Consider the following 24,666-nt stretch of genomic DNA (forward strand, 5'->3'; position numbering starts at 1 on the left):
CGAATCTAAAGCGGCTGTTTCGGACCTTCGACGACAATCTTCATCTGCGCGAGGCCCTTTTCAAAATCGGCTCCGACGAGCTTGTCCATGTTCATGACCAGGCTAAATGCTTTCATCACGTAATTGTTCTTTCCGGTCATCGTCCAGGTGACGTTCGTGGCGGAGCCTTCGGGTTTAAGCACAAACTCGGTCAGATTCTTGGCAGCAAACGGCTTGATAAATTCGAGTTCGATGGCGATATGTTCGTTTGGATGGCTCTGTGTGATGGTCATCTTGCCTTCGCCAACATCATCGTTACCGACCCATGAATATGACGAACCAACACCAGATGCCGGTCCTGCGTAAGTGGGTTTCATCTCCGGATCAAGCTTGGCCCATGGCGACCAGTCTTCCCATTTACGGAAATCGTTCACCTGCTCAAATACTCTTCCCGGAGCGGCATTGATCGTGGCCGAGCGCTCGATCTTAAAATCCTCCGGCTGCAATGCGACCACGACACAAAAAGCGGCAATTGCGAGTGCAATACCTGCAAGTGCGGCCAAAATGACTTTCTTGATCATAATTAATCTCCTGCTCGTGCGAATTTAAACTATTTCGGCTTTGGTTCCAAACTTATACGGAGCGGCGAGTAATTGGTTATCACCCGAGGTTGCTATCGAAAAAAAAACCGATTATAAATAGCCGTAGTGAAACAATGCCCGACATGTCAAACAACATACACTGATGAAACACTATTGTTCTGCCTAGCCGACGGGACGCCGCTCAGCGAGATCGCCGAAGAGGTGACCTTTGTAAGGTCAGGCCGCAGCGATCCGATGCGGGTCGATATACCGCAAACGGCCCCGCCACCGAGCTACGTCAAACAGCCGCCGGCAGAAACGGGTTCTAACACGATGAAGATCGTGCTTGTTGTTGGGTTGTTGGGTGCGATGGCTGTCATTGCGGTCGGCGGTGCGGCCGCTTTGATCTACTTTAATAAGGATTCCCGGACCGCTGAGCCTGTCGCGAATACTAAGGGGACTCCAACGCCTTCGTCAACATCGACTCCTGATAATACGAACGAACTACGCGACCAGATCGCCAATCTCGAAAAACGGTTAAACGAGCAAAAAAATGCGAATAAGGCCTCCGCAACGCCGCCGCTCGTAATGCCCAGCCCATCGACGACGCGTACGTCCGCCACGGTAAATTCTCCGGGCGACGGCTTTTTAGCGCTTCGTTCGCTGCCGAACAGTGAGGCCGGTGCAAGGATACTGAAGATTCCACACGGAGCGACCGTCTCTATCGGCGGCTGCGGGCCGGTTGTTCGTCCGGTCAGCCGCAGCGGACGATGGTGCCAGGCTAGTTATAACGGTTATACAGGCTGGGTCTTTGACGCTTATTTGGTTTACTAAAGTGAAAGGGGATGGGCTTTTTTGGAAGCTCATCCCCGGTAGGTTTGTCTGGTAGGTATAATAGACAGGGTATTATGAATGTGCCTCTGTTACGGTCGAAGCTGCACCGAAGGGGGATAGTAAAACGTCCCCGATGTCGTAAAGCTTGACGTGTCAAACTTTCTTCGTGCTCCACAGCTTGTGCATGCACGATAAGAAACTTGCTTATCACTAAACGGGCGGCTCAATTCCTTGTGCCAGCAACCAAATAGTTTACCAAAAATTCCGATCTTTGTCCCAAACGCATCTTGCGTTCTTTTTGTTACACGCTCGCGTGTCCCAATTTGTTGCAAAATCCCTTGCATATTTTTTCACTTTCCGCCGCATGATTTCTTTTTGCGGCCTCTCCACATATAAGAACGAATAAGCGAAAAGCTTTTGCACAATCTATGATGAAAAGTTTTCGAAAAAGGTTTATCGATTTTTTTGCGAAATCCCTCACTTTCTCTTATCCCCTTAATTCGTTAGAATCTTCCCAAAAGATTCAGGAGTATTAAAAAAATGAAAATCGTGACGCGTCTCGCAGTTTTATTCGCACTTATAGGATGTATTTCGATCCCGGCATTTGGTTGGGACGAGGCCGGTCATAAGATAACCGCTTATATCGCATGGCAGCGGATGACGCCGGAGGTTCGCGAAAAGGTTGTCAAAATATTGCAAGCCGCTCCTGAAGATTCCAATATCGCGGCTTACTATTCCGGTCGGGGGCTTCGTTCCCAAGAATCGCAGCGTCGTGAGTTCTTTATGCTGATGGCCTATTGGCCAGATATCGTGCGCGATCGGGCGTTCGAAGTTCGCAACAAGAAATATCACCAAGGCGACTGGCACTATGTCAATCTGTTTTGGAAATGGGAAGGCGGTAAGTCGGTCTTTATCGACGAAATGGAGCCAAACGGAAATGCTCTCAAGAAGATCACCGAATTTGACGCACTTATTCGGTCCGGAGCTGCGGACTCAGAAAAGGCCATCGCCATTGCGTGGCTCGAGCACCTGATCGGCGACATTCATCAACCACTGCATGCATCGGGCAAGGTCACCGAGTCAAATCCGAAGGGCGACCAAGGAGGCAATCTTTTTTTGTTGACGCCAAAAGGCACGCCGCGAGAAAAACAGGAAAACCTGCATTGGTTCTGGGATTCGATCATCGGTCGTTATTCACCTAACACAAAGGATCAGTCTGATGCAGAATACCTCGATCCGATCGCTCAGGAGATCATCAAGCTCTATCCGTACGATAAGCAAAAAGATTCGCTCAATAGCGGAAAATTTGATCTGTGGGCAAGAGAAAGTGTCGAGATCGCGATGAGCGAGCTTTATAAGGATCTGAAATTCTTTGAATCACCGTCTGACAAGTACAAGAAAAAAGCATTTGAGATAGGACAAAAGAGATTGGCTCTCGCCGGTTACCGAATGGGCGATCTGTTCAACGAAGCATTCGGTACCAAGCCGGCCGTCGCCGAAAGCACGATCCCGTGCAAGATCATCCGCAAGGTCATGTATCCGGTAACGAAGACCAGCTCGGTCAAGCAGACACTTGAGATCGCACTTTTGGACCTATGTCCTACGCAGGTCGCATCGCGTCCAATGTACAGCTTCTTTATCGACGGCAAAATGGTGATGAAGGAGTACGACGTTGTAAAGACCTTTAAGACTGAGGCCGAGGCACGTAAATACGCTGCCGAGAATAACGTGACGGACATCAGCCTCTAGTCGTGACCCATAAATGACACCAACTGAGACACTCCAATACTATCGCGAACGCCAGTCGGTAATTGTCGATGCGATACGCGAGATAGTCGATAACGAATCGCCTTCGCACGATGCTGTGCGGAGCCGTGCGGTGGTCGATTGGGTCGAACGGCAGGCACTGGCGACCGGCATTGATGTAGCGATCGAGCGGATCAGTGTCGATGACGGCGATCATATCGTTATTCGTGCGTTTCCGGGCGGCGGAAAGCACACGCTGCTGCTCGGACATACTGACACCGTTCATCCGGTAGGGACATATCTTCAAAACCCGACACGGATCGAGGGCGACAAGCTTTACGGCTGCGGAATTTTTGATATGAAGGCGAACATCGTACTGGTGTTCGAAGCTCTACGCTTTTGCGCAGTTAATGGTACGCGGCCGAAATCGCCCGTCACAATTCTGCTCTCGTGCGACGAAGAGGTCGGCAGCCACACGGGCCGTGAATTTGTCGAACGCGAAGCGGCAGGTGCCGCACGGTGCCTCGTCGTCGAACCGTCAGCAGAAGGGAGAATAAAGTCCGGCCGCAAGGGTACCGGACAATACACGCTGCGGGCTCGCGGCATTCCGGCACACGCGGGCCTCGAACCCGAAAAAGGGGCGAACGCCGTCGCTGAACTCGCCCGCCATATTGATGAGATACACGCGATCCAAAACGCTGATCTGGGCACGACCGTCAATGTCTGTACGATCAAAGGCGGAACAACGTCGAACGTCATCCCGGAACATGCCGAATGCGAGATCGACGTAAGGTTCAGCAAGATGAGCGAAGGCGAACGCGTCGATGCGGCGTTGCGATCGATTCGACCCATTGACGGCCGCGTCTCACTTGAAATGCTCGGCGGTATTAACCGCCCGCCGCTCGAACGGACGGCCGAGGTCGCAGCGTTATTCGAAAATGCACGCTCGATCGGCGCGAGTTTTGGCTACGAGGTTGGCGAAACACAGGTCGGCGGCGCCTCCGACGGCAATTTCGTAGCAGCTCTCGGCGTTCCCGTTCTCGATGGCCTAGGTATCGCAGGGGCCGGCGCACACCGGCTAGACGAACATATTTTGGTTAGCGATATTGCGAATCGTGCGACGCTGGTTACTCAATTATTGATAAGTTAAAGAATATTCGGAGGCGCAACTTGTCCGGTGATGGGCGCGGTCTTCAAAACCGTTTGCAGGATTGCGAGAGTAAGCCTGGGTGGGTTCGACTCCCACACGCCTCCGCCAAATTATTGAATAGGGAATAATGAAATAGTGAATAGTTAAGACGATGATCGGTTGGATCGCTTTGAATATGACTCCGGGTGTTGGGCCGAGAGCCGCGACGAAGCTGCTTGAGCGGTTTGGTTCGGCGGATGCTGTGTTTCACGGGCGAAGGACCGAGCTTGAATCGCTGCGTCTCAAGCCGGAGACGATCGAGAGCATAATAAAGCGGGAATTTCACGAAAAGGCTGCTACCGAACTCGAACGTGTAAAGGCTCTGGGCGGCGACATTTTGATACTTGACGACGGCAGCTATCCCACGATGCTGCGCGAGATCGACGATCCGCCGCCCGTGCTGTATGTAAAGGGCGACTGGCAGGCATGTTTTGATCAGCCGGGCGTCGGCGTGATCGGTTCGCGAATGTGTTCGACATATGGTGTGAATGCGTCCGAAATGCTGTCGCGTGATCTGGCTTCGCGTGGAATAACGGTTGTCTCCGGCCTTGCACGCGGGATCGACACGGCCGCGCATCGCGGTGCGATCGCCGGAAAGGGCAAAACCATCGGCGTCATCGGGACCGGCATAGACACCGTATATCCGCGCGAAAATAACGGCCTCGTGCGCGAGATACTCGACTCGGGCGGGTGCATCGTCTCGCAGTTCCCGCTCGGCACGCCACCGTTAGCGGAAAACTTTCCGTACCGCAATCGCATCATAAGCGGGCTTAGCCTGGGAGTTTTGATCGTCGAGGCATCGGAAAGGAGCGGTTCGTTGATAACCGCTCGGCTCGCCATGGAACAGAACCGCGAGGTGATGGCCGTTCCGGGGAACATCACATCCGGAAACTCGTTCGGCACCAATTACCTTATTAAGAGCGGTGCCAAGCTCGTCCAGCAATGGCAAGATATCGTTTCCGAGCTTCCAAGCGAGATCGCCGTGTCGATTTTGCCGCCCAAGATCGAAAAACAAAAGGCCGAGGATGCTGTTCGACAGCCTGAGCTGATACCGGCCGATATGAATGACAACGAACGAACGATCTGGTCGATATTGAACCCGGACGAACCGGTGCATATTGACATCCTGCTGGAGCAATGCGGCCTTTCGTTCGGCGAACTGAATACGGCCCTTGTCTCGCTCGACATCCGCGATCTGATCCGCGTATTGCCGGGAAAACACTATGCACGGCGCATCTGATCGTTGTGCGTTTTCACACAGTATTAATTTTCGCTATGGTATAGCCTCACATTGACAGGCTAGTCAGATAGGTGTTATCAGTCAGAACGTCAGCACAAATATTGTGTCTGACGTATTTTTTTCAAAATGGGAAAATGCGTAGCAATAGTCGAATCGGCCGCGAACGCAACAAGAGAGTATCTGGCGGTGAGTATTTTTTAAGGCAAAACACCTGAAACTTAACTCGTAAATTTATATCGAATACTTCACAAGAACCTTACTAAATACCGCACGGAAATATGTCAAAGAATCTGTTAATAGTTGAAAGCCCGGCAAAAGCAAAGACGATTGAAAAGATACTTGGAAAAGATTTTCAGGTGAATAGTTGCTATGGCCACATCCGCGACCTGCAAAAGGCCGGCATGGGCATCGATATCGAGAATGATTTTCTTCCCAGTTATATTGTTCCTGACGACAAGAAAAAGGTAGTGAGTGAACTTAAGTCGCTCGCGAAAAGATCTGACGAAGTCTGGCTCGCAACTGACGAAGACCGCGAGGGAGAAGCAATTAGCTGGCATCTGTGCGAGGTATTAGGCCTCGACCCGACAACGACCAAACGGATCGTTTTTCACGAGATCACTAAACCTGCCATCGAAGCTGCTGTAAATAACCCGCGCACCGTGAATATGAATTTGGTAATGGCGCAGCAGGCGCGTCGGGTGCTCGATCGCATCGTCGGATTTGAACTAAGCCCTGTTCTCTGGCGCAAGATCAGTACGAGCAATAAAAACCTGAGTGCCGGCCGTGTGCAGAGCGTCGCAGTACGCCTCATCGCCGACCGCGAACGCGAGATAAACGCTTTTCAGCAGGAAAGCCATTTCAAAATTGAAGGGTTATTTTTTGCCGATGACATAACGGGAAAGCAAGTCACATTCAAGGCCGAAGGTAGAAAACAGAACAGTGCTGAAGATGCGGAAGCATTCTTGAAGGAATGTACTGGTGCTGACTACAAGGTGATCGATATTAAGGTAAAGCCAGGGAAACGTACTCCGGCACCGCCATTTACCACCTCAACGCTGCAGCAGGAGGCATCAAGAAAATTGGGTTACGGTGTGGCGAGGACCATGCAGATCGCACAGAAGCTTTACGAGAACGGCCATATTACCTATATGCGTACGGACAGCGTAAGCCTGAGCGATACTGCTCTGGCTGACATTACGCAAACCGTGAGCAACCTCTACGGTGATAGATATCAGCAGTTCCGCAAATTCAAGAACAAGAACGAATCCGCCCAGGAAGCACACGAAGCCATTCGCCCGACCTACACGAGTACCACAACCATTCCGGAACAGGAATGGCAGCGATTATATGAACTGATCTGGAAGCGAACTATGGCCTCTCAGATGGCTGACGCTGAGTTAGAAAAAACTACGGTCAAGATCGAGATCTCCACGAACAAAGAAGAGCTGACAGCGTCGGGAGAAGTATTGAAGTTTGACGGTTTTCTTAAAGTCTATCAGGAAGATAAGGATGACGACGAAACGGAAGAATCGTCCGAAGGCCTCCTGCCGCCCATGGCGGTGGGGCAGTCTCTGCCGCTGTCAGAGCTCAGAGCAACGGAACGGTTCAGCCGTGCTCAGCCGAGATACACCGAAGCATCGCTGGTCAAAAAACTCGAAGAGCTTGGCATCGGCCGCCCTTCGACCTATGCACCGACAATTTCTACGATCCAGAAAAGGGAATATGTAGAAAAAAGAGATAAGGAAGGCACCCCGAGAGCTTACAGGATATTGGTATTAAAAGACGATCTCATCAGCAAACGAGAAGCATTTGAGAATACCGGTGCCGAAAAAGCCAAGTTGTTCCCGACGGACCTCGGGCTCGTTGTGACGGATTTTCTCAAACAATATTTTGATGCCATCATGGATTATGGCTTCACCGCCAAGATCGAGAAAGAGTTCGACGATGTAGCCGAAGGGAAACTGCAGTGGAACGACATGCTCGACGAGTTTTACGGCCCTTTCAAAAAAGACGTCGATAATACTATCGAAAATGCCGAGCGTGTGAAGGGCGAAAGAGTACTGGGAACCGACCCTGAAAGCGGCAAACCGGTGGTTGCCCGCATGGCACGCTATGGCCCGATCATCCAGATCGGCAGCGCCTCGGAAGAGGAAAAACCGAGATTTGCAAAGGTCCCGCCCGGACAGAGCATCGAGACCATAACCTTTGAAGAAGCGCTTGCCCTGTTCAAATTGCAGGACGCGATGGGCAGCTACGACGGCAAGGAGTTGTCCGTGAACATTGGCCGTTTCGGGCCGTATGTAAAATGGGGCGACGAATTTATTTCCATTCCCCGCGGAACCGACCTCGGAAGCGTGGACACGGAAAAAGCGATCGAATTTATTAAAGCTAAACAGGTGGCAGACGCTCCCGTTGGTGAATACGACGCTAAACCGATCACAAAAGGAACGGGCCGTTTCGGGCCCTTTATCAAATGGGATGGTCTATTCATCAACGTGCCGCGGCGGTATGATTTTGCGAATCTGACCCAAGGCGAGATGAACGAACTCATCGAAGCTAAGGTCAGCAAGGAAGCAAACCGCTACATACAGCGTTGGGAGGATGAAAAGATATCGCTCGAGAATGCCCGTTGGGGACCTGTCATCAAATTCGGTAAAAAGATCATTTCACTTCCCAAGAAAGCCAATGGCACACGCTCCACTGCGGAGGAGGCATCCATTCTGACGCTGGAACAGGTAAAAAAACTCATCGAAGCCGAAGTGCCGGACGCATTTGCAAAGAAGACAAGGACTCCTGCTAAAAAGGCACCTGCCAAAAGAAGGGCGAAAAATATCGGTAGATAACGGAAACGGCCTGTCGGCCGAAATTACCAAAATACAGCGGCGTATCTTGGGGCAAGCCGGTCCGGGAATCGTGATTCAAATACGGCGCGAAGTTCCTTTCGATAAGACGGCCAAGAAAGTCGAAACCGTCCGATATTGCCAAAACGAATTCCGTGATTATAAAATGGCAGTCGATAACATAAACTTAACATTGGATAATGTTGCCAACGAGGCAGCCGAGCTCTAGGCTGACGCGAATGAACGAAAATCTCCAGTTTCTAAAGGCATTTCTGAAAAACCCGGCAAAGGTTGGGGCGATTGCACCAAGTTCACCCGAACTTGCGGCCGAGATGCTGCAGGGGATCGAGCCGGACGATGACAACATCGTTCTCGAACTCGGCGTTGGCACGGGGGCGATCACAAAATACCTGCAGGAGATCATACCGAGCAAACGGGCATATCTCGGCATCGAGCTTGACGAAAATCTCGTCAGATCGTTAAGGACCAAATTCGACGATCTCAACATTATCTGCGGCAGCGCAGCCAATGCATATCAGATCCATCAGGAATCAGGCCTCGGCAAAGTGCGATATGTCGTATGCTGTTTGCCGTTCGTCTCACTGCCGAAGGAAGTGAGCGAGAGTGTTCTCATGGAGATCGAAAAATTCATGGGCGAGGGTTGCGAATTTCGGATGTTCCAATATGCTCACGGCTATTATTTGCCGCCGGCCATCAAGCTTCGCGAATTCCTCAGAAATCGTTACGGTAAATCAAAACGCAGCCCGCTGGTACTAAAGAGTGTGAGCGAGCTTGCCGCTACCGCGGCGATTGCGCTTTAGACATCTTGACTTTCAGAGTCGACCATTTGTTTTTGATGCCAAAGGACAACCGGGGAAAAAAAGGAAAAAAGGCCGCACCAAAAAAAAACCCCCCGCGGGGCCGGCGGGGGGGGGACCGCGCCCGGGCGCCCGCGCCGCCCGCCAAGAGGGGGGGGGCCAACGAACCCACAAAGCGGCCGGGCGGGGGGGGGGGGGGGCCGGGCCCGGGCGGCGCGCGGGGCGCGGGGGGCCCGGGCGGGCGGCGAGGGCCGGCCTGAAACCTTTCCGCCGGTTTTGTGGTATAAATAACCAAATCTAGTCAAACAGATTCAATTCATCTTCAGGAGAAATAAGTAATGTTACGACGCAAGATCGCAGGCGTTCTGCTGATTTCCGCAATTCTGCTTCCGACCGCTTCGTTTGCACAGACGACGGCGCCCGCAAAGGCAGTTTACAATGCCCCGAAAGAGGTCATCGACAAGATCAAGGACGAGGGAATGAACCGTTCGCAGGTGATGCAGACCTTGAGTTATATGACCGATGTCATCGGCCCTCGGCTAACCGGTTCGCCGGGAATGAAACGCGGAAACGACTGGACGCGTGAAACGCTTGAAAAATGGGGATTGCAGAATGCCCATCTTGAATCATGGGGCCCTTTCGGCCGTGGTTGGACGCTGAAGAGATTCTCGGCGATGGTCGACGGACCGGTCGCTTTTCCCGTCATTGCCTATCCGAAAGCGTGGTCGCCTGGAACCGACACGCTGTTTCCTGCCCCGGTAGTTGATCCAAAGGCAAAGAAAGGCAAAACGCCGGTTGCTGCCGCTCCGCAAAGTACGGCGTATACCGCCGAGGTCGTACGCTTCAGCGCGACCAAAGAAGAAGATCTCGAACAATACAAAGGCAAGTTAAAGGGCAAGATCGTCCTTATCGGTGCGATGCGTGAGGTCAAAGCTCATTTCGAACCTGAAGGCAAACGAGCCTCTGAAAAAGAACTGCTCGAACTTGCCGATGCTCCAAATCCGGCAAGCGTCCAGCGTGCAGCAGGCCCGCCGGCGGGACTCCCGACAAATTTCGCTCAGATGCAGCAGTTCAATGCCAAACGTATGCGTTTTCTCTCGTCCGAGGGAGCTGCAATTCTCGTCGATGCCGGAAGAGGCGATGGCGGTACGGTGTTTGTTCAAGGAGCCGCCGTTGTGCCGCCCGAAACGCCCACGCCCGGCCAACCGCCGATGAACGTCCGCACAAAGGGAGCGAATGTGCCGATCCAGATCAGCACCGCCGTCGAACATTTTAACCGAATGAGCCGAATGATAGATGCCGGCGAAAAGGTCACAATGACGGTCGATCTCGCCGTCGAATTCCAAGATCAGGACTTGAATGGCTACAACACGATCGCTGAAATTCCGGGCTCGGATCCGACATTGAAGGAAGAGGTCGTCATGCTCGGCGGCCATCTCGACTCGTGGCAGGGCGGAACAGGAGCTACCGATAACGGTGCCGGCTGTGCCGTTATGATGGAAGCGGTCCGAATACTCCAAACACTCGGCCTAAAGCCGCGGCGTACGATCCGCATCGCTTTGTGGTCCGGCGAGGAGCAGGGCTTGCTGGGATCGCGTGCATATGTGCGACAGCATTTTGGCTACCGCGGAGACGGTACGGCACCGGCCTTCGGCGGCGGTGGAGGCGGAGGCCAGGCTCAAGCGGCTTTGCCGCTGACCAAGCTGCCTGAATACGACAAACTATCCGCATATTTCAATATCGATAACGGCACCGGCAAGATCCGCGGTGTTTATATGCAGGGCAATGAGAATGTCCGCCCCATTTTCCGAAGTTGGCTCACGCCGTTCAAGGAAATGGGAGCGACCACGCTGACGTCATCGAACACAGGCGGTACCGATCACCTCGCTTTCGATGCCATCGGCCTGCCCGGTTTCCAGTTCATCCAGGACGTGATCGAATACGACACGCGCACTCACCACTCGAATATGGACGTATTCGACCGCATTCAGGCGGATGATATGAAACAAATGTCGATCATCCTCGCCACATTCGTCTATCAAACGGCGATGATGGACGAAAAAATGCCGAAGAAGTAGTTTCAAATTCAAATTTGTTTGAAATGATCGCCCGATGAAACAATTGCGTTTTCATTGGGCGAACTTCTTTTGCTTTTGAGCGTATCTCGGTTATTATCTTTTTGAAAATTCCTGACCCTCGAAGAAACTATGAGCAATTTACAATATGAAAGCGGTGCGATAAATGCGTCGGACTGTTATGGGAACGCGTGGTCGCTGGTCAATAATAAATTTGGCCTTTATCTGGGTGTCGGGATCGTAACGATGCTTATGATCGGCTGTATCCCGCTCGTCAGCCTTTTCCTGGTCGGGCCGATCATGGGCGGTTTTTACTTTCTCGCTCTTAAGGATATGCGCGGCGAGCCCGTGGATTTCGGGATGATGTTCAAGGGTTTTGATAAGTTTGTGCCCCTGATGGTGATCGGCCTGATCCAGTCGATCCCGGGCGTGATCTTTCAGATCATCAGGTTCTCAATGAACATTGGACAGGCTCTGTCGGGCGCATCGAACGGCAATATCAATTTTTTCCAGTCGGACATACCGAATTTTGGCCTGGCTGAGGGAATCTCGATCGTCATGGTCTTTGTAGGTTTGGTATTCGCGATCATATCGATCGTTTGGAGTATTGCTCTTCAGTTTGCAATACCTATCGCACTTGAGAACGATATCGGCGCGATCGAGGCGATCAAGCTGAGTATGAGTGCAGCCGTCGCCAATCTGGGCGGTATGATATTGCTGATCCTCTTGGGTGCAGTGGCAGCGATACTCGGTACATTGGCTCTGTGTTTAGGGCTTTTTGTGGCGATCCCGGTCATTTGGGTGGCCAATGCCTTTGCATACCGGCAGGTCTTTCCGCTGATCGACCGGCAATTCAATATGACGCCTCCGCCGCCGAATGCCTACGGCAGCAGCTTTGGCAGTGGAATGCAGTAGTTTAGAGCGTTAGTTCCATGAACAGCACGTCGGAATGCGGATTATCGTAGTACGGCGGGATCGAAACAAAGCCGTGAGACTCATAAAGTGTCACGGCTTTTCCCATTTTCGGCGGATAGGTGTCGAGCCGCATCATTAAATAGCCGATCATTTTCGCATCGTCGATCAGCTTTTCGATGAGCTGAACGCCGATTTTCTCACCACGAAAGCCGTCGCGGACAAACAGACGTTTCATCTCGCAAATGCCGTCGTCGAGCTTTCTGAGCGCGATGCAGCCCGCGAGGTTCTCATCTGAATATGCAAGATAAAGCCGTCCGTCCGGCATCGCATATTTGCCCGGCAATGCTTCAAGCTCTGCCTCGAAACCCTGAAAGCATAGGTCCATCCCCAGCCACGCTTCGTATTCGCGAAAGAGCGTTTTTGCCTCGGTTATCTGTTCATCCGTCTCGGCTTGGGTGATCGTGAGCATATTTTTATCGTATGGTATAACATTATTCTTTTATGGAACTAGCAGTCGAACAGTACAAGGTAGCGAGCGAACCGTTTTATTTACCCATCGGACAGGAAGTCGAGCTTTTCGAAGCGGCGTTTGCGGCGAAACTCCCCGCGATGCTCAAAGGGCCGACCGGCTGCGGCAAGACGCGTTTTGTCGAATACATGGCGCATCGCCTAAATCGCCCGCTCATCACCGTCGCCTGTCACGAAGACCTTTCCTCGACCGATCTTGTCGGCCGTTTCTTGCTCGAAGGCGAAGAAACGGTTTGGCACGACGGCCCTTTGACGACCGCCGTTCGCCACGGTGCGATCTGCTACCTCGACGAGGTCGTCGAGGCCCGCAAAGACACCGTCGTCATCATCCACCCGCTCACCGACGACCGCCGCCGTCTGCCGATCGAAAAACGCGGCACCGTGATCGAGGCTCCCGACGATTTCATGCTCGTCGTCTCGTACAATCCGGGCTACCAGTCGATCCTCAAAGATCTGAAACAATCCACGCGCCAACGCTTCGTCGCGATGGAATTTGACTATCCGAACGCCGAGGCCGAGGCCGAGATCGTCGCCAAAGAAGGCGGCATCGACATCGAAACCGCCGCCGACCTCGTCAAAATAGGCCAAAAGGTCCGCAACCTCCGCGGCCACGGCCTCGAAGAAGGCGTCTCCACCCGTCTCCTCATCTACGCCGCCCAAATGATCGCCCAAGGCATCACCCCCATCGCCGCCGCCGAAGTCGCCATCTGCTCCCCCATAACCGACGACCGCGAGCTACAGCGAAGTATCAGAGAGATCGTAACGACGATAATTTAGCGGCTCGCATCCTGTCAGAACCGCCTGCGTAAGCGGGCGGCATGTACGTCAGTGAACAAATATAACGTCATCTTTTATTCCCGTCACGTCACTATTGAGAAAAAGTTTGTCAGAATTGAGAAAAAGTACGTAAGATTTAAGAAAAAGTACTGCAATATAAAGATAAAGTGCGTCATATTTGATTCAATGCACTACACATTTGATTTGTCTCTCGTGACTATCTAAAAAACTCTTTTCACCTTTAATAAAACGTGCTATCTTTCTCTTCAAAGAGGGTGAGAGATGCTTTATTTCGATATTAAGAGGATCTTAAAGACGCGCGGGATCGACGAGCCGTATCGTTGGCTGGTCAAGAACGGTTTTGTGCCGCAGACGGTGCATTCGTGGCTCAATTATCAGCTTGGCTACATCAAGCCCGACCACCTCGAACGCCTCTGCCTGCTGCTCAACTGCACGCCGAACGACCTTTTCGATTGGCGCGAGGACGGCAAAACCGTCGTCCACGACACCCACGCCCTCCGCACCCTCACCAAACAAACAAACGACATCCAAGCCACCCTCCGCGAACTCCCGCTCGATAAACTGGAGAAGCTCGGCGAGATGCTTGCTGAGCTGAAAGATGGTTCGAAGGTGACGGATATCTCCTCAGATGCATCTAAAGAACCATGAGGAAAGGCATCATAATAGCAATCTGTATGGGTTTCGTCGTTTGCGTCGCCGCTGCGCCGAGTGCGGCTCAGTGTCGTTTGATAGACAAGAACCGCGACTCGGTATTTATTACTTTCGAGAGGGTTGTGGAACTCTGGACTGAAGAGACTATCAAGGCACAAGATGGAGTTCTGTTGCGGTTGCACAATAATTCCTCGTGTCCCGTTAGTATCACGACTAGCACTGAAACGGGTTATTACGTACCAAGATCAAGTTTTTATTTTTACCCTCCTATTCGAGTTCCGAGCTCGCATAGTAAGCACCTGTATATTGGCGGCGGACCACGACCCGACGGTGCGTTGGTTCTTGGTGTCCGATATAGCTTTACGGAACGAGGGAAGACCAAACATAGCGGCTGGAGTCATGTGAGCGGCGGCGAGATCCTTTCTGAAGGCCAAAACATTCTCTTTGGAGTGCCACTTTCGCACTTAGACTTACTTGACCTTAACGGTATATCGGTAACATTCGACTACATCTGGGAACAAGAGCGTCCGCCTCCTGGCGGGCACAGATACGGAAGTGTTGACCATTCGGTTCGGTTCGGCGTTTCAAGTCTTCCTGAAAAAACACTACTGGAGTTGAAACAAAGATCGATATCAGGAAGAAAGCGAAATAAATATGGCTTGCCGAGGGCTATTTGGTTCGCGGCAATCGGCGATCCTAACAAACCCGACTGGGAGATATTGCCGCAGGAAGCGGAGGCTGGGGAGGTTATTTTGTCGAAGCGGAATGAGCTTGGCATATTGTCGAACTTTGCGGCGACGCCGTTTGAGCTTTATGGCAAGCGGTACGCGAGCGTCGAGGGCTTTTGGCAGATGATGCTTTATCCAGAAGGGCCGGACGACGAGCGTGCGAAAGACAAACGCGTGACCTGGAAATACACCCGTGAACAGGTCGCCCAGATGACCGCCTTCGAAGCAAAATCCGCCGGAACGCTCGCCGAGGAAAACATGAAAACGCTCGGCATCGACTGGGTGACATTCGACGGCAAGCGTTTCCCATACCGCTCCGCCACGCCCGGCGAACACTACAAACTCATCCTCGCCGCCATGCGTGCCAAAGCCGACCAAAACCCCGAAGTAAAACGCATCCTCCTAGCCACCGGCGACCTCATCCTAAAACCCGACCACCACGGCGAACCAAATCCACCACCCGAGTGGAAATACTACGACCTCTGGATGCAGATAAGAAAGGAATTGGCCACAGATAAACACAGATAAAACGGATAAGAAAAATTGATTGATCCGTTTTATCCGTGCGATCTGTGGCAATACCTCCGTAAGATTTAACACCCATTTAACACCCGATTCACCTCGCTGTAACCTCGCGGAAATATCCTCACTCTTGCTACCGAGAAATTTAAAAAAAGAACTGAGACGAGATCTTACGGCCCGAGCTGTAGACCCTCGTCGTTTTCAAGTTATTAGATGAAATCCAAAGGAGTCACGATGAAATCGAATCTTATCGCGAGATTTATTACCATAGTTTTTGCAATGATGATCGTCCCGGCGGCGTTTGCCCAGGCGACCGGCGGCCTGAGCGGCACCGTCGCAGATTCAAACAAGGCTGTCATTCAGGGTGCCAATGTCACGGTCAAGAATCTGGCAACCAACTTTACCCGAAACACCACTACCAACAACGAAGGCCATTGGACCTTAGCTCTCCTGCCGGTCGGCACATACGCGGTCTCGTATGAAAAGGAAGGCTTCAAAAAAGCCGTAAGCGACAGCGTCAATGTCGAGGCTTCGGTGACACGTGGCGTCGATGTCATTCTGGAGGTCGGCTCGTCAGATGTGTTTGTCAACGTATCGGGCGATCAACCGCTGGTCCAGTCTGAGTCGGCAACCGTTTCACGTCAGATCTCCGGCGAACAGCTTACCAAGATGCCGACCTCGACCCGCAGTTTTACCGGGCTCTTGTCGGCCGAAGCCGGCGTTTCATCGGAGCTTTCGCCGGTCGGCGTAAACGGCAGTGGCAACATCTCGCCATCGGTCAACGGTACGCGGACAACGTCAACAAGCCTGTCGTATAACGGCATCGACGCGACCAACATCACCAGCAACGAAGGTTCGCTTAACGACAACATCTCGCCCGCACCCGAAACGCTGCAGGAAGTAAAACTCCAAACCTCGCTTTACGATGCCTCGACCGGACGCAGCGGCGGCGGCAACTTTCAGCTTGTGACCAAATCGGGCGGCAACACTCTGAATGGCTCGGCATATTATTATCTTCAGAACAAGAACCTGAACTCGAACGAGTTTTTCCTCAAAGAGAGCAACAACGAAAAACCTAGAGCGGATCGCGTCGAGACCGGTTTTACGCTCGGCGGTCCGATCGTCAAAGACAGATTCTTCTTCTTCGGTGGTTACCAGTACACCAATGCAAACACCGGCCTCGTACCGACCGCGAGGACACGGACCGTCCTGCCGATGGCGTTCTCCGTACTTGGCGATGACCGTTCAAAAGCAGCTATCGCCGCAGCGTTCAACCAGTTCAACGGCTGCACCGTCGGTACGAACTGCCTGCTCGCGTCAGACATCAGCGACGTCGCCTGGCGTATCCTCAATCTCCGAAATAACGTGACCGGAGGCTTTTATCTGCCGAGCATCACGAATTTCCGGCCGCTCGGCATTGTCGATCAGACCGGCACCGGTTCTTTCCAGTCCGGATTCTTCCCGAATGTTACATCGGTCACCCGCCAGCGCAATAACCAGTTAGCTGAGGTCATCTCGGTCGAACCTTCGCTATTCAAACAGCATCAGTTCACCGGCAGGCTTGACGGCCAGATCAATTCTAAAAACACGCTGAGCGGCACGCTGTTCTTTTCAAATTTCCCGGCACAGGATTCGTTCCCTGACCCGAACAGCCTGGCGTCGCCCACCGTTCTCGACAAGAACGACCGCAACCGCACGATCTCGATCGGCGACACTCATATCTTCACACCGACGTTCATTAACGAAGTGCGATTTGGTTATTTTTACCTCAACAATACGCGTGCGTTGACCGACGATTTCTCGACAGGTGATTTTACAAACGCTTTTGTCGGCGTCAACAATCCGGCGTCGACCTTTGATACAAGCGTCGCGACGACGCGGCTCGGACACTATATCGGCCGAAACAATCTGGCTAACTTTTCATTCGGCGGTCCGAACGATTCATTCAACAAGCGAAAGCAGATCACATACAGTATCGCCGACAACGTCAGCTGGACACGCGGAAACCACAGCATCAAGTTCGGCGGTGAGCATAAGCGTCACGCGTATGACACCAATCTGCCCGAGGAACAGGCGACCGAATTTGAAAAATTTGATTCGTTCACGCAGTTTCTCACGGGCAATGCGACCGAGGCCGACACTCAGTACGGCATCACCGACAAGGCGTTCCGATTTCAGGATTTCGGTTTCTACATCACCGACGATTGGAAGATCACTCGTAAGCTCAATCTGACACTCGGTCTGCGGTACGAACTCTTTATGTGGCCGACCGAAAAAACGGCCGCATCGGAAACTTTGACCTCGAGCCATATCTGCCGTGTTTCGCTCCGACGGGCGGCACGAACGCACTTTGCGACAATCCGACTGCCGGCTTTATCGTGCCTAGCAACGTCAGCAACACCAGCATTAGTATCGTTGATTCGGCGATCGCCGCTACAACGAGAACAAACAACAAACACACGCTCAACGGCCAGGACATGAACAACTTTGCACCACGTATCGGCGTCGCCTATGCGGTCAACGACAAGCTCGTCTTCCGCGGAGGATACGGCATCTTTTACGATCGGCCGTCAGCGGCGTTCATTAACACAGTGTTCTCAAATTATCCTTTCCTACGCGAGGTCGAGATCACCGTGCCCAGCGGCGGCGTGCCCATCACCTCGGCATTCTCCGGCGTCCCGACAAATATTCCGCTCAACCAGTGGTTGCCGTTTCGAATCGTTCGCGGTTCGGGTGCCACGGGTAGCTATAATATTCGCGACAACACGCCGGTGTTTGTCGATTCTCGCGGAACGCCGCAAGGTACCAATTGCATTGTCACGACCGGTGTCAACTGTACCCGCGGCAACATCGCCGAGACATTCGAGTTTCGTGCGATCGACCGTAACCTGAGAACTCCGTATGTCCATCAGTGGAATGTCGGTGTTCAATACGAATTGATGAAGGACCTGATGTTCGAGGCTCGTTACGTCGGCACTAAGGGCAAAAATCTGTTGATCGCTACGGCACTCAATCAGGGATTTGACCTCAATGACCCGAACACACCGGACCACATCTACGAACGGTTCAATCAGGCATATGTTGCCGCCGGTTCGCCGAACGGCCCGTTAAATGCCGGTTCGACCGCACGTTTACGCGGAACAGGCGTAGCGTTCGGATTTTTGAACACCGTCACCGGACGTCAGGATCTGAATCTCTCGTCAGCCAACGGAACTTTCATCAATTTCGAGGCCCGCGTACCTATCCTCGGGTTCAACGTTCCTGAGGCACTGCTCCTCCAGTCAAGAGGCTCGTCAAACTATCACGGCGGCCAGTTTAGCCTGACAAAGCGGCTTTCCAAAGGCCTGCAATTCAACGTCGCGTATACCTTCTCAAAATCGATCGACACGATGTCCACCGATCCGGGAAGCACAGCCGGCAGCGGCAAGCCTGACGTTCCGAACAGCGGTTTCATCGCCCAGGGCGACTCGCGTAATCTCGAGAACAACCGAGCACTCTCCGATTTTGACCGCACGCATCGGTTCTCGACAAATTTTGTTTGGGAGATCCCGACCGGTGGTATGAAAAGCCGTTGGGTCAACGGTTGGTCCGTTTCGGGCTTCTTCCAGGCTCAATCCGGAACACCGTTCACGGTATTCGCTTCGGAGCCCGAAATTGCCAATGTCTCGCAGCTGACAAGCACGACTCGCGGAGCAGGCGGTATCTATCGCCCGGGATTTGGACGGCCGAATATCAATTGCACCGCCGATCAAGCGGTCTCAACCGGCACAACGAACAATCTCGCGGTTATCAACAGCAGTTGTTTTTCATCGGCATTTGGTCAGTTCGGCAATCTCGGCCGTAACACTTTTCGCGGATCGATGCAGAAACGGTTTGATATGAGTTTTGCCAAAAATACGCAGATCAACGAACGCATGAGTTTTGAACTCGGATTCGATATGTTCAACGTATTTAACACGGTCAATCTCGCAAACCCGAACTCGGACCTCCAGGATTCGGTCGATTTCGGCGTCATCACCAACACTGTCGGCGGCCCTCGCGTCGGTCAGTTTAGAGCTAAGTTCAGGTTCTAATTCAAGGGGAAACAAGGGGGACTCAAAGCTGTCCGGAGACGAAAGTTTCCGGACAGCTTTTTTTTCAGCAGCCAACCCACGGTTCGAGTTCAGCGGCATTTGCCTGCCGCAAATGTGCACGGCTGAAATATGCAATGACGATAGCAGCGGCGATCAGTGCGGCCGCAACAGCGAATGTGGCCCGCAAACCGGCGGCAATTGCTTCCGATTCGGCAGAAGCCGGATCGGTCGCCGCCGAAGCTGCCGCAAAAATTGCTCCCATCGCGGATGCACCCGTGATGAGCCCGAGATTGCGGGATAGACTGAGCATGCCTGAAATGGTTCCTCGCTGTTCGGCTTTGATTCCCGTCATGATAGCGGTGTTATTGGCCGCCTGAAAGAGAGCATAACTGGCTGTGATCACGATGATCGGTGCAATGTATCCGCCAATGCCGAAGCTCGCGGGTAAGGTCGAAAGTGCCAATGAGCCTGTCACAATTCCGGCGAGCCCGATAATGGTCATACGCGGCGGGCCAAAGCGGTCAACAATGCGGCCGGCCGGCACGCCGGCGATCGCCGCGACCAGCGGCCCGGCCGACAGAGCGAGCCCGACCATAGCCGTTTCAAGCCCGAGTCCCCGCGAGAGATAGAACGGCCCGACGACCAATGTTGCCATCATTACCGTCGAAACGATAGCGCTCATCGCAAGGCCGCCGCTCAGCACCGGATCGCGAAACAACGCCAATCTTATCAGCGGCGAAACCGCTTTTGCCTGCGAGACCCAAAACAACAGACCTCCGACAACGGCCGACGTCAGCAACGCGATATTGAGCGGCCCAAAGCTCCCGTGCCCCAGCGTCATTGCGAGAGCATACGCCGCAAGCGACAGGCCGAGCAGTATTGTGCCCAAATGGTCGAAGGCGGGCCGATCCTTCGTCGGATCATATCGATCGGCCGCAAGGAAACGTCGTGCCAGCAAAAAATTGACAATTCCAAGCGGCACATTGACGAGGAATATCATCCGCCAGCCAAATCCCTTCATAAAAATGCCGCCGATCGAAGGCCCGAGCGTTGTGCCGATCGCGGACATCGTCCCCAGCAGGCCCATCGCGTTGCCGGTCCTTTCCTTCGGAACCGCCTCGCCTGCGAGTGCCACCGCCAGTGCCATCATGATGGCGGCACCGACTCCTTGCAGAGCACGCCCGGCGATCAACAGCGGCAGCGTAGGGGCGATGCCGCACAACAGCGATGCCGCGGTGAACAGGCCGATCCCGTAAAGCAGCAACTTTCGCCTACCGACGATATCGCCGAGCCGGCCGACGCTGACGATCATTGTGGTGATAGCGAGCAAATATGCGAGTACGATCCACTGAACCTGCTGAAACGACGATCCGAATGTCTGCATCAGCGTCGGCAGACCGGCATTGGCAATGCTCGTATCCAGCGACGGCATCAGCATCGAAAGCGAAAGGCTCGCCAGAGCCCAACGTGCGGAAGCAGATAGTGGTATCGGTCCCGTTCCGGCGTGATCTTGTTCTTTGGTCTTTGTCTTCATCATAAATCCACTATATCTGTTTCACAGATATGGCGGAAGACGCACGAGTTGCACTATATGATTGCGTTTGACGCTATGTAAGGATATGATCGACGAATGGCTGATCCGGATCTCAACCTGCTTTACACGCTTGATGCTGTGCTTGCCGAAGGAAGTGTCGTCGGAGCGGCCCGGCGCCTGCGGCTCAGCCCGTCGGCGATGAGCCGTGCGTTGGCACGCCTTCGCGAGACGACCGGCGATCCGCTGCTCGTCAGGGCCGGCCGCGGCCTGGTCCCTACTCCGCGTGCGATCGAGCTCAGCAAAATTGTCGGACAGCTCGCACAGGACGCCAAGTCGGCATTGTGCCCGGCGGAGACGCCGGATCTCAGACAGCTCGTCAGGACATTCACACTGAGAACGAGCGAGGGTTTTGTCGACAACTTCGGCCCCGATCTTATCGCTCGAGTCGGTGACGAAGCTCCCGGCGTGCGGCTCTGCTTCGTGCAGAAGCCGGACAAAGAGAGCACGTCGCTACGCGAAGCTGAGGTCGATCTCGAGACCGGCGTCGTGGGAAACGATACTGGCCCCGAGTTGCGGGCACAGGCGTTGTTTCGCGACCGTCTGATAGGTGTCGTACGGCCGGGGCATGCGCTGAGCAAAGGCAAGGTCACCCCGAAACGCTATGCCGCAGGCCGTCACATCAGCGTTTCTCGCCGCGGCATTGCCAAAGGGCCGATCGACGAAAGATTGGAGCCGTTTCGCCTCGAACGTGAGATAGTAACGATCGTCAGCGGCTTTGCCACAGCGATCTCATTGGCCCGCTTCTCCGATCTGATCGCCACCGTCCCGGAACGCCACACCGGAAATCTCCGCAGCGGAATGCACAGTTTCGCACTTCCGGTTACGGTTCCCGAATTCACGGTTTCGCTGCTCTGGCACCCGCGGCTCGACGCCGACCCCGCCCACCGCTGGCTTCGGGCCATCGTGATCGAAACGTGCGCAGCCAATAGCAAGAACGGTCCGAAGTAGCGGGACCCTTTGCAGTTAGGAACCTCGACCGCAATCCGGGGCATCCTCATTGCCGGTCACGTCCGTACCCTTCCAACGAGATCTTTTTTTCGGATATCCGCTAAGGATGGTCAGATCTTGTCTTTACTACGCCCCGATCGACACTGTGGTAATGTGTGCAAAAGGGCATCTTCTAGGATCCCGCGGTGCGCCGGTTGAGGTACCAATTATGAAGATCCGGGAATTAAAAATATTTTTCATCTTGATCGCAATGACCGCGGGCGGACTTTTTTCTTCGGAGGCACGCGGAACTTCTCCGGTTTCCGGTGGATTCTCAAATTCTCGGTCTTCGGCCGTAGACTCGGCCATAGCGGCCGTTCAGGTTCCGCCGTTGTGGACTCGAGGCGGCGTTTTTGCCGGAAGCGACGGTATCGGGCAGGCAGGACGGATGAGTGTCGACCTATCCGGGAACATTGCTATCGTTTCAGGCCCGGCCTTCGGACGGGATCTTGCAGTTACGTCCTATACTTCTGAAGGTGTTTTGCGTTGGACCCGAACGATCATACCGCTCGCGGGTACATTCGTCGGCGATTGGATCGTTTCCTCACCAAACGGCGACATTACAGCTCTCGGACGGTCACTTACGTCAAGCGGGCTCACGAGTCACGTTGTTGTCGTGCATTATTCATCTGACGGAACATTTCAGTGGCGCGTCGATTCGACCAGTACGATTCTGACTGTCGGGCGGCTGCTCGTGGATGCAGGTGGAAACGTCTACTTCAGCTACAATTCGATACTTTATAAATACAGTCCAGCCGGGGTACGACTCTGGTCGGCGAGCACATCAGTGCGAGATGCGGCGGCATCGATAAGCCCTGACGGAGCGGACGTTATCCTGGCGGGTGCGTTAGGCGGTAATTGGAGCGTGACCGCATTTGACACGGGCACAGGAACACGCCGTTGGCTGACCACCAGTGCCGAAGGCACAGCGGCGAGCGATCTGGTCGTTGACGCAGAACGCATATACGTCGCCGGCCAGGGAACGACCGGTGTCGGAACACCTGCGATCACTCAGTGGCTAACGGTGATCGCTTATGACCGAGTGACCGGAGCAAAGATCTGGCGAACCGATAAGCGGCCGTCCGACAGTACCGGTGCGGCAGGGGGGCGGATCGCCCGAGCCCTCGATGGCAGTCTCGTCGTGACCGGCCATGCTACACGCGGATTTTTAGATTGGTACACGGCGGCGCTAAATGCGAACGGAACCGTTCGATGGGAAGCGGTACGTGACGGCGGGCTCAACACTGACGAGATCCCGAGCGGCATAATCGCCATGGCCAACGGCACGACAGTAGTGACCGGCCGAGGAGGCCCGACCCTGCCGGGAGGATTCTGGCCCGGCTATACCGTCGGTTATGGTCCGACCGGCGTTCTTTTGTGGGAAGGCCGTTCACAACAGGCAACGGTCTGGGCGTCTGCCCTGCCTAACGGCGACGTCTGTGCGACAGGCGGCTATGACGCACTTATCACTTGCTTCAGGCCGGGAGGCATCTTTACGCCTCTGGAACCGGTCGCCGTGATGACGGTGACGCCGTCATCCGGCACGTCTCCGCTGAATGTGGCTTTTAACGGGAGCGGATCGATCGCAGGCGGCAGCCCGATCGTGTCATGGGCATGGGATTTTGGCGACGGCTCTACCGGCAGCGGAGCTCAGACGTCACACATTTATACGACACCCGGAACGTATATTGCGTCCCTCACCGTCACTGACATGCTCGGCGTAACGAGCCTGCCGGTGAACCGTTCGATCTTGGTAAATGCACCGAACGTCGAGGCACCGTCTGCTCCGACGGCAGTTGGCCGCACGCCAACCTCTATCCGCCTCGCTTGGACCAACGGTGCGACCGTTCAATCCGAAGTAAGGATCGAACGATGCAGAGGCTCGAACTGCGCGGATTTCGCCGAGGTCGCCGTCGTCGCGGGAACCGCGACCGGTTACATAAATATCGGATTGACTCCGGGGACGTACAGATATCGGGTGAGGGCATTTAATTCACCGATATTCTCAGCATATTCGAACATTGCGAAAGCGGCGACCGTCAAGAAAAGTAATTGATAGGAATTTCGATCTCCCAAATCTGTCCGCTGTCCGCCGGGAAGAAGATCGATCTCGAAAGGTGGTTATGATGCAAATTTCGTCGCCCGAGACAATATCACTGTGATCGCTGACCTCATAATACAGATCTTGGTCGAACTCATCGGAGAGGTTGGGAAGGCGAGGCAGCCTCTTCCGCCGGGAACCCGCAAGAACGCTGCAGCTCGCGAACACTTTCCCTAAGATCGATCCGGAATTTAGTCGGCGTCATCACCACGGGCAAACTGGTCGATGTCGTCACACTCTTCGTCAACGGTCCCGACGCTGTCTCTCCCAATATTCGCCAAAAAACTATGCTCGTGACACGTTCGCAGGCGGAAAATCGATTGTCGCTGACCCCGTTTTTTATTGTCGCAGGCCCCTAAAACATTGTCGCCAGGCCCCTTAAAAACTGTGGCAGAACGCATTTTTACGGCATTTTCATCAATTTTGTTGATAAAATTGTGGTACGTACCACAATTCGAACGCGCGGC

At 53.6% G+C, this 24,666-nt stretch carries 18 protein-coding genes and 1 tRNA gene; 16 read left to right on the plus strand and 3 right to left on the minus strand.

What is annotated here, in order from left to right:
* Positions 1–5 precede the first annotated feature (5 nt).
* Positions 6–560: an SRPBCC family protein gene (locus IPK01_04205; protein ID MBK7932695.1), complete on the minus strand. Its 555-nt coding sequence runs from the start codon at positions 558–560 to the stop codon at positions 6–8.
* Between the two features lie 126 nt (positions 561–686).
* Here IPK01_04205 and IPK01_04210 point away from each other — a divergent pair, with 126 nt between their 5' ends.
* From IPK01_04210 to IPK01_04250, 9 genes are all read left to right on the plus strand, one after another.
* Positions 687–1,394 (plus strand): SH3 domain-containing protein, encoded by a 708-nt coding sequence (locus IPK01_04210; protein MBK7932696.1) that lies wholly within the window; start codon positions 687–689, stop codon positions 1,392–1,394.
* A gap of 540 nt (positions 1,395–1,934) precedes the next feature.
* The gene (locus IPK01_04215; protein MBK7932697.1) at positions 1,935–3,143 is read left to right on the plus strand and encodes a S1/P1 nuclease; all 1,209 of its coding nucleotides are present in this window, start codon (positions 1,935–1,937) and stop codon (positions 3,141–3,143) included.
* Positions 3,144–3,156: 13 nt separating this feature from the next.
* Complete coding sequence (locus IPK01_04220; GenBank protein ID MBK7932698.1) at positions 3,157–4,290, plus strand: M20 family metallopeptidase; 1,134 nt, start codon at positions 3,157–3,159, stop codon at positions 4,288–4,290.
* 9 nt (positions 4,291–4,299) lie between these two features.
* Positions 4,300–4,398 (plus strand) — tRNA-Sec (locus tag IPK01_04225).
* Between the two features lie 43 nt (positions 4,399–4,441).
* Entirely contained in the window at positions 4,442–5,569 is a 1,128-nt protein-coding gene (gene dprA / locus IPK01_04230; GenBank protein MBK7932699.1) for a DNA-protecting protein DprA, read from the plus strand.
* A 278-nt stretch (positions 5,570–5,847) separates the two neighbouring features.
* Complete coding sequence (gene topA / locus IPK01_04235) at positions 5,848–8,412, plus strand: type I DNA topoisomerase (protein MBK7932700.1); 2,565 nt, start codon at positions 5,848–5,850, stop codon at positions 8,410–8,412.
* Between the two features lie 236 nt (positions 8,413–8,648).
* The gene (locus IPK01_04240; GenBank protein ID MBK7932701.1) at positions 8,649–9,230 is read left to right on the plus strand and encodes a methyltransferase domain-containing protein; all 582 of its coding nucleotides are present in this window, start codon (positions 8,649–8,651) and stop codon (positions 9,228–9,230) included.
* Between the two features lie 335 nt (positions 9,231–9,565).
* Positions 9,566–11,305 (plus strand): M20/M25/M40 family metallo-hydrolase, encoded by a 1,740-nt coding sequence (locus tag IPK01_04245; GenBank protein ID MBK7932702.1) that lies wholly within the window; start codon positions 9,566–9,568, stop codon positions 11,303–11,305.
* Positions 11,306–11,434: 129 nt separating this feature from the next.
* Positions 11,435–12,217, plus strand: a complete 783-nt coding sequence (locus tag IPK01_04250) for a hypothetical protein (GenBank protein ID MBK7932703.1) — start codon at positions 11,435–11,437, stop codon at positions 12,215–12,217.
* 1 nt (position 12,218) lies between these two features.
* Here the strand turns inward: IPK01_04250 and IPK01_04255 are convergent, their stop codons facing one another.
* Positions 12,219–12,686: a GNAT family N-acetyltransferase gene (locus IPK01_04255; GenBank protein ID MBK7932704.1), complete on the minus strand. Its 468-nt coding sequence runs from the start codon at positions 12,684–12,686 to the stop codon at positions 12,219–12,221.
* 32 nt (positions 12,687–12,718) lie between these two features.
* Here IPK01_04255 and IPK01_04260 point away from each other — a divergent pair, with 32 nt between their 5' ends.
* From IPK01_04260 to IPK01_04280, 5 genes are all read left to right on the plus strand, one after another.
* Positions 12,719–13,522 (plus strand): CbbQ/NirQ/NorQ/GpvN family protein, encoded by an 804-nt coding sequence (locus tag IPK01_04260; GenBank protein ID MBK7932705.1) that lies wholly within the window; start codon positions 12,719–12,721, stop codon positions 13,520–13,522.
* 282 nt (positions 13,523–13,804) lie between these two features.
* On the plus strand, positions 13,805–14,191 hold the full coding sequence (locus IPK01_04265; protein MBK7932706.1) for a helix-turn-helix domain-containing protein: 387 nt from the start codon (positions 13,805–13,807) through the stop codon (positions 14,189–14,191).
* Between the two features lie 617 nt (positions 14,192–14,808).
* Positions 14,809–15,450: an NADAR family protein gene (locus IPK01_04270; protein MBK7932707.1), complete on the plus strand. Its 642-nt coding sequence runs from the start codon at positions 14,809–14,811 to the stop codon at positions 15,448–15,450.
* 228 nt (positions 15,451–15,678) lie between these two features.
* Positions 15,679–17,925 (plus strand): TonB-dependent receptor, encoded by a 2,247-nt coding sequence (locus tag IPK01_04275; protein ID MBK7932708.1) that lies wholly within the window; start codon positions 15,679–15,681, stop codon positions 17,923–17,925.
* Positions 17,922–19,517, plus strand: a complete 1,596-nt coding sequence (locus tag IPK01_04280) for a hypothetical protein (protein ID MBK7932709.1) — start codon at positions 17,922–17,924, stop codon at positions 19,515–19,517. The genes IPK01_04275 and IPK01_04280 overlap by 4 nt, the downstream gene beginning before the upstream one ends.
* Before the next feature lie 64 nt (positions 19,518–19,581).
* Here the strand turns inward: IPK01_04280 and IPK01_04285 are convergent, their stop codons facing one another.
* Entirely contained in the window at positions 19,582–21,054 is a 1,473-nt protein-coding gene (locus IPK01_04285; GenBank protein ID MBK7932710.1) for an MFS transporter, read from the minus strand.
* Between the two features lie 93 nt (positions 21,055–21,147).
* Between IPK01_04285 and IPK01_04290 the strand changes: the two genes are divergently transcribed.
* A complete protein-coding gene (locus IPK01_04290) occupies positions 21,148–22,059 on the plus strand; it encodes a LysR family transcriptional regulator (protein MBK7932711.1) in 912 nt (303 codons plus the stop codon).
* 208 nt (positions 22,060–22,267) lie between these two features.
* On the plus strand, positions 22,268–24,154 hold the full coding sequence (locus IPK01_04295; GenBank protein MBK7932712.1) for a PKD domain-containing protein: 1,887 nt from the start codon (positions 22,268–22,270) through the stop codon (positions 24,152–24,154).
* Positions 24,155–24,666 lie beyond the last annotated feature (512 nt).

This window comes from Acidobacteriota bacterium (genome assembly GCA_016713675.1).
Taxonomy (GTDB): Bacteria; Acidobacteriota; Blastocatellia; order Pyrinomonadales; family Pyrinomonadaceae; genus OLB17.